We start from the raw sequence: 7,101 nt of genomic DNA, 5'->3' as shown, positions 1-7,101 counted from the left end.
CTGTCTCCATCTCTTTTTATATGTGTTGTATACACGTTTCATATTGTATTGATTTTTTTTTTTTTTAATGGACCGGGGACCCCCCAAATCTACACAAGGGGGTTCGGCGGCCGCGTTAAGTTTTTATAAGAGACAGGACTTACTAAGTGCCACTTCAGTAAGACTTCCAATTTCGATTAATTTATCTCTCAATTTTTTTTGATCAATTTCGAACCGTTCTCTTATACTCATATTCACTACCTCCTACGTACTTATATATATTCCCATCATCACGCTTTCATAATAAAAAATAGATATAATGAAAAAAATCGTGCATCTTGGACATGCACGATTTTTTTCTATTTAGATTAACCGAATCGACCTGTTATATAATCCTCTGTTCTTTTATCATTTGGATTTGCAAAGATTTTATCAGTTACATCAAATTCAACAACTTCCCCATTTAAGAAGAACGCCGTTCTATCTGAAATACGAGCAGCCTGTTGCATATTATGTGTAACAATGATAATACTATAATCTTTTTTCAAATCTTGAATCAACTCCTCAACCTTAAGAGTTGATATTGGATCAAGAGCTGACGTTGGTTCATCCATTAATATAACATCTGGTTCAATAGCTAAGCATCGAGCAATACATAGACGCTGCTGCTGACCTCCGGAAAGGCCATATGCATTTTCTTTTAATCGATCCTTAACTTCATCCCAAATTGCTGCTCCACGTAAGCTTCTTTCAACAATTTCATCTAGAATTTTTTTATCTCTTATACCGTGTATTTTAGGTCCATAAGCTATATTATCATATATTGACTTAGGAAATGGATTTGGTTTTTGGAAAACCATTCCTACTCTAGTTCTTAAATCCTCAACCTTATAACTTTTATCTAATATACTCTTATCTCTATATCGGATATCTCCTGAAATTCGAACAACCGGTATTAATTCAACCATTCTATTTAAAGTTTTAATAAATGTTGATTTTCCACAACCAGAAGGACCGATAATTGCTGTTACTTCATTTTGAAAAATTGAGAGATTAATATTCTTTAATGCATGATCCTCACCGTACCATAAATTTAAATCTTTTGTATCATAAACTATATCTTTTTTATCCATTGGCTTCTCATCTCTTTCAAAATTCGTAACATTATTCTTTTTGCTATCGGATAAAACTGCCATATTTAAAAACCCCCAAATAAATTAAAATCTATTTTGAAACTTATTTCTAATAAAAATTGCAATTGAATTCATTAAAAATAGGACAATTAATAGAACAACAATTGTAGCAGCAGCAAGATTTGCGTACTCAGCTACAAGTGCTGAGTCAACAGTCCAATAATAAATTTGCATTGGTAAAACAGTAAATTTATCAAAAATTCCATCTGGAAGTGGAATTAACAATGCTGGAATACCAATAACAACGAGTGGAGCTGTTTCACCAATAGCTCTTGAAAGAGAGAGGATAAGACCAGTTAAAATTCCTGGAATCGCTGCAGGTAAGACAATGTTTTTAATTGTTTGCCATTTTGTAGCTCCCATACCATAAGATGCTTCTCTAAGATATTGTGGTACGGCACGAATAGCTTCTTGGCTTGCAACTACAACTATCGGAAGCACCAATAAAGACATTGTTAGACCACCGGCAAGAACAATGTTTCCTAACTCTAGGCCACGCACAAATACAGTTAATCCCAATATACCGAATACAACGGATGGAACACCAGCTAAGTTAGAAATATTTGTTTGAATAAAAGATTTTAATTTTCCATTCTTTGCATACTCTTCTAAATAAATTGCTGTACCCACTCCTAAAAACATTGTAACAGGTGCAACAACGACCATTAACCATAATGTACCTGCAATTGCACCCATTATTCCTGCTCGTTCGGCAGTTGTTGACAGCTTACTTGTGATAAATTGAAAATCAATCCATCCAATACTATCTGATACCACTCTATAAATCAGTGTTAATAAAACGACTAAACCGAACAGCGTTGCTAATAGAAAAAGAGTTCTTGCAAGATTATTTACAAGTAAACGGGACCCCATCTTCTTTTGTACTTGTTCGACATCTACATACTTCATAATTAATACTCCTCCCTATATTTACGAGAAATATACTGGGCAATGAGGTTCATTATGAGTGTAAAAACAAATAATGTCATTGCAACAGCGTACAAACTGTAGTAAATCGTTGAACCAGCAGGAGCTTCTCCACCTGTTACTTCAACGATATAAGCAGTCATCGTCTGCATTGATTGTGTTATATCAAAAGTAAAGTCCTTATTACTTCCACTTGCAATTGCAACAATCATCGTTTCCCCAATAGCACGAGATATTCCCAAGACAAATGAGGCTATAACTCCAGATATAGCTGCTGGAATAACAACTTTCCAAGTTACCTCAAGTTTGGTTGAACCAAGAGCAAGAGCACCTTCCCGCATCGAGTTTGGAACAGAACTCATAGCATCCTCTGAAAGTGACGCAACCATAGGTATAATCATGATTCCCATTACAATTCCTGGGCTTAAAATATTTGTTGGATCTAAAGCTGGAATAAATGATCTTAATAGCGGTGTAACAAAAGTATATGCAAAGAATCCATATACAATTGTAGGGATACCTGCAAGAATCTCAAGTATAGGCTTTAAAATTCTTCGCACTTTATCGGAAGCATATTCACTTAAATAAATTGCTGCCATTAAACCAACAGGAATTGCTACAAACATTGCAATAACTGTTGAATAAATTGTTCCTGTAAGCAATGGCAGTACTCCAAATTGTGCATCATCACCTAGTGGTTTTAGAATTGTTCCAGTATAGAAATCTAAAAATGGAACATCTTTGAAAAAGTTTATTGTTTCAGTTAAAAGAGTAATAACTATTCCGAGAGTTGTGAGTATTGATATAGTAGCAATAATTAATAAGAATTTAGGTATAACCTTTTCTGTGACAGAAGTTAGATTTGTAGAGCTTCTCTTTTTTTCAATCATGTCACGGATGCTTACCTTATTATCCAAGATCGAAAACCCCTTTCATCCTCCATATATGATGACATTATGTGAGGTGAATATTAGTAGATAGTTAGTTTAGAGGAAACACTTAAGTAGATGAGAAGTAAAACTTCTCATCTACTTCTCATCTTCTTATAATTTAGGTAAAGATGATTATTTTAATCCTTCTAGGTATTTGATAGACTCTTCAATTACTTCATCTTTTAATGGAGCAAATCCAGTTTCAGAAGCTACTGTTTGAGCATTCTCCATTGTGTAGATAGCATAATCAAGAACTTGAGGCTTCTCTTTTGCCATTCCAACGTTTAAGTATGTGAATACTGGACGAGTAAATGGTTTGTAAGCAGCATCATCATCTAAACCGATTGTATCTAAACTTGGAGCAACTGGACCATTACCAAAGTCAACTTTTACTGCGTTTAGTTTATCTTTATTGCTATCGTAGTAGCCATATCCAAAGAACGCAATTGCATTTTTATCTTTAGAAACAAGATCTACTAGAGTAGAGTATTCTTGTTGTAAATTTACTGTATCAACAAAATCTTTTTCTTCCATAATAGTTTCAAACATAAATTCGTTTGTACCATGGTTTTCGTTAGGACCCATTGGCTTTATTTCTTCATTTGGCCAATCAGGGTTAATATCAGACCATTTTGTTACTCCACCTTCAGCAAGGAAGATTTTCACTACTTCTTCTTGAGTCATTTCAGTTGCCCAATCGTTTTCTTTGTTGATAACAAATGTTAAACCATCAAGAGCAACTTGGAATTCTTTGTATTCAATACCTAATTCTTCAGCTTTAGCTTTTTCTTCATCTTTAATCTCACGAGATGCATCGTTGAAATCAGTTCCGTTATCAGCTACAAGAAACTTTTCGAATCCAGCAGAAGTACCTGCACGACTCACTTCAACAGAAACTTCCTCGTTTTCAGACATGTAATTTTCCGCCATTTTTGACATGAAAGGATAAACTGTACCAGAGCCATCGATTACGACACTACCTTCTAATGCAGTTTCTTTTTCTTTAGTATCTCCAGAGCCTGTGCTTGTATCTTCTTCTGAAGTTGTTCCACTGCCACATGCAGCTGAGAATATTACTAAAAATCCCATTACTAAAAGTAGTACTAAGCTCTTAAAGCTTTTCATTGCCATATTCCCCCTAAATACTGTTTTTGTTTTGTCCTACGAGTATTAGAATAACGTTTGAGTATTAATGACGTTTTAAGTAAATGTAAAGGTTTTGTAAATTCGTGATGGAGTTTGTCATATTTTGTTTAATAACGGAGTTAACTTTCGAAGAACGGCAAGAGAGGATGAAAATTTAAAAACTGTACATTACTTTTAGAGTTGAATGCAATTAAAAAGTAATGACTTAAATATGTTTATAAGACTTTAAGGTAGCAAGTTTGATTATTTCACCTTCCCAGAAAACAGATTGACTTTCTCATACTAACTTAAATTTTTATTTATATTCTAAATAAATATACAAAAAGAGGGTTTCTCAAAAGGGTTACCCGCCAACAAACACTGATATATAGTCATTAGTCTAGATATTGTGTTTGAGGAGTCTGAACCTTTGGTTTTGAGCTACCCTCTTTTGCCTACAAACATGAGTTATCTATTAAAGATATTTTTTATGCTCCACTATCACCATCAACTAAATTTGCTTTTCTTACTGGCTTTTGTCCTGTTTCATCAATTATTTCTTTGCCGCCCTTAAGGTGTATCTTTCTTACAAAAAAGAAAATGAGTAAATGGCCGATCCCTATAATTGCTAATAATATAGGAATGCTTTGCTTTTCATTAAAAAATCTTACGGCAATAATAAAACACACTATTGAGCCAATCCTACCAGCATTTAAAAAAATTTCTTTTACTACGATATACTCAATTCTTGCTTTTGCAATATTCCAGGCATGCCCTATTACATCATACGTTATAGAAGAGTATGGAACTAAAAGCATTGGATATCCGATCGCGATTAATACAGCATAAATAATTAACTTTTGATAAGTCAAATCGAACAAGATGATAAAAATCGATAAATATAATAGGATGCCTCCCATTAGAATATAGATTTTTCTTTTTGACTTTTTTATTATTCTTGCTGCTAAAAAATAGGCTAAAAACGCAACTGCTGAATTGATTAATCCGAATTTCCCTAAAGCTAATTCACTGCCTGTTGTTATAAAAACAAATACACCTATAACAAAAGCAAATGTCCCCTCACGTAATCCTTGAAAAAAATGGGCATTCGTAATTCTTTTCCAATTTTGATTATGTTTGCGTTCTTGTATTATTCGTTTGAGTAAATAACTTCCTTCTGCAGGTCTCCTTGTTAAAAAAAAGCTTAATATAACTGCTCCCGAAAATAGTATTAAGGAAATTGTGAAAATGGTAGTGTACCCTGTGAAGTTTTTCAATCGAGAAATTACATATCCCGCGATTATTGGACCAACCATACCAGCAGTGGAATTCATAATTCCTAAAAAACCATTAAAAAAATCCCTTGTTTCGGGCTCAGTAATTTCAAACGTAAGTACATTAAAGGCTAACCAATAGAAACCATAGCCAATTCCTAACGTACCACCAATTACAACTAAGAGCTTCGCTGCTAAATCACCAATTACTAATACAGTTAGAAAAAATATTGCTAAAAAAATTACTCCTAAACGCAAAATAATGACACGGTCTATTTTTTTGGCTAATCTTCCTGCAAAAATAAATGTTAATGGCTGCATAACCACTATGGAAAGATTGTAAATACCCAAGTCAAGAAATTCACCTGATTGTTTCCATAAATACACATTAACGAAGGTATTTGATAAAGCGATGCTTAAGGAATATAACCCACCTATTGCTAATAACAATAATAAATCTTTACTTACTTGAACATCTCCAAAAATCTTTTGCAATTTAAACATAAAAAAACTCCCCTTCAACTTCTACTACATAGTCTGTCTTATCATTTTGTAGATATGTATACTTATTTTAATCGACTATATATTGGAGGAGTTTTTATGTTAACAAGAGGATAATAAGCTAAATATAATAAAGGCTGTTTTCGTAAACTTTGTTGCATCTTATTAAATTACGTTTTGCTTGATTTCTTCGTGTAGTTCGCTTCCGCTTTCCACGGTGGACGGCGAGAATCATTTATTATAAACACCTGCTTACCTATTTACCTGTACCACTCATTGAAGTAGCTGTCTTACGAGTAGCTACAATCAACCCTTATATAATAGTGTCAAAAACTACAATCTTTTAAAAAAGAGCATAAAAAAAGAGCTAACCTAGGTTAACTCCTTTTTAAAGACAAATACTTATTTTGCAGCGTTAAAACGTTTTGTAACTTCATCCCAGTTTACTACATTCCAGAATGATGCAATGTAGTCAGGACGACGGTTTTGGTAATTTAAATAGTAAGCATGCTCCCAAACATCTAATCCAAGAATTGGAGTTTTTCCTTCCATTAATGGAGAATCCTGATTCGGAGTGCTTGTAACTTCTAACTCACCATTGTTAACAACTAACCAAGCCCAACCTGAACCAAAACGAGTAGTTGCAGCTTTTGCAAACTCTTCCTTAAAGCTTTCAAAGCTTCCAAATTTAGCATTAATTGCTTCTGCAAGTTCACCTGTTGGCTCACCACCGCCATTTGGTGAAAGAATTGTCCAGAATAAGCTATGGTTAGCATGTCCACCACCATTGTTACGAACAGCGGTACGGATTGCTTCAGGAACAGCATCTAAATTAGAAACTAATTCTTCAACACTTTTGCTTGCAAGATCCGAATGACCTTCTAATGCAGCATTAACATTTGTAATGTAAGTATTATGATGCTTTGTGTGGTGAATATTCATTGTTTCTTTGTCAATATGTGGTTCTAGTGCATCGTATGCATAAGGTAATTGTGGTAATTCATAAGCCATTTTAAATATCCTCCTTTGTTATGTACAACTTTTAGCGAGAAAGCCATTTAGCTTTTCAATTTAAGATTACCAAAATTGTTGATTTCTTTCAATTGAAAAGCTTTAATCCCAACTATCATTTTATGCTTATTTTATTGTTATATGCATAATATTCTATAT

At 33.6% G+C, this 7,101-nt stretch carries 6 protein-coding genes; all 6 read right to left on the bottom strand.

All coding sequences use genetic code 11. The annotated features are described in order from the left end of the window. Positions 1–347: 347 nt before the first annotated feature. The 6 genes from pstB to sodA all read right to left on the bottom strand — a co-directional run bounded on the left by pstB (position 348) and on the right by sodA (position 6,942). Positions 348–1,112, bottom strand: coding sequence for a phosphate ABC transporter ATP-binding protein PstB (gene pstB, locus HU235_RS16180; protein WP_233452249.1), 765 nt, complete (start codon positions 1,110–1,112; stop codon positions 348–350). 84 nt (positions 1,113–1,196) lie between these two features. Beyond that, positions 1,197–2,081, bottom strand: a complete 885-nt coding sequence (pstA, locus tag HU235_RS16175; protein WP_095299797.1) for a phosphate ABC transporter permease PstA — start codon at positions 2,079–2,081, stop codon at positions 1,197–1,199. A 2-nt stretch (positions 2,082–2,083) separates the two neighbouring features. After that, entirely contained in the window at positions 2,084–2,989 is a 906-nt protein-coding gene (pstC, locus tag HU235_RS16170) for a phosphate ABC transporter permease subunit PstC (protein ID WP_095299924.1), read from the bottom strand. Between the two features lie 174 nt (positions 2,990–3,163). Then, positions 3,164–4,156 (bottom strand): PstS family phosphate ABC transporter substrate-binding protein, encoded by a 993-nt coding sequence (locus tag HU235_RS16165; RefSeq protein ID WP_095299796.1) that lies wholly within the window; start codon positions 4,154–4,156, stop codon positions 3,164–3,166. A 488-nt stretch (positions 4,157–4,644) separates the two neighbouring features. After that, the gene (locus tag HU235_RS16160) at positions 4,645–5,934 is read right to left on the bottom strand and encodes an MFS transporter (RefSeq protein ID WP_174880866.1); all 1,290 of its coding nucleotides are present in this window, start codon (positions 5,932–5,934) and stop codon (positions 4,645–4,647) included. A 399-nt stretch (positions 5,935–6,333) separates the two neighbouring features. After that, a complete protein-coding gene (gene sodA, locus HU235_RS16155) occupies positions 6,334–6,942 on the bottom strand; it encodes a superoxide dismutase SodA (protein ID WP_095299794.1) in 609 nt (202 codons plus the stop codon). Between the last annotated feature and the right edge of the window lie 159 nt (positions 6,943–7,101).

Source organism: Metabacillus niabensis (assembly GCF_902829255.1).
Taxonomy (GTDB): Bacteria; Bacillota; Bacilli; order Bacillales; family Bacillaceae; genus Metabacillus; species Metabacillus niabensis.
Note: the sequence above shows the minus strand (reverse complement) of the source record. Positions and strands in the feature narration are given on the sequence as shown.

Bases quoted from the DNA above. Each gene is read 5' to 3' on its own strand.
- pstB (WP_233452249.1), bottom strand. From the start codon at position 1,112: ATGGATAAAAAAGATATAGTTTATGATACAAAAGATTTAAATTTATGG.
- pstA (WP_095299797.1), bottom strand. From the start codon at position 2,081: ATGAAGTATGTAGATGTCGAACAAGTACAAAAGAAGATGGGGTCCCGT.
- pstC (WP_095299924.1), bottom strand. From the start codon at position 2,989: ATGATTGAAAAAAAGAGAAGCTCTACAAATCTAACTTCTGTCACAGAA.
- HU235_RS16165 (WP_095299796.1), bottom strand. From the start codon at position 4,156: ATGAAAAGCTTTAAGAGCTTAGTACTACTTTTAGTAATGGGATTTTTA.
- HU235_RS16160 (WP_174880866.1), bottom strand. From the start codon at position 5,934: ATGTTTAAATTGCAAAAGATTTTTGGAGATGTTCAAGTAAGTAAAGAT.
- sodA (WP_095299794.1), bottom strand. From the start codon at position 6,942: ATGGCTTATGAATTACCACAATTACCTTATGCATACGATGCACTAGAA.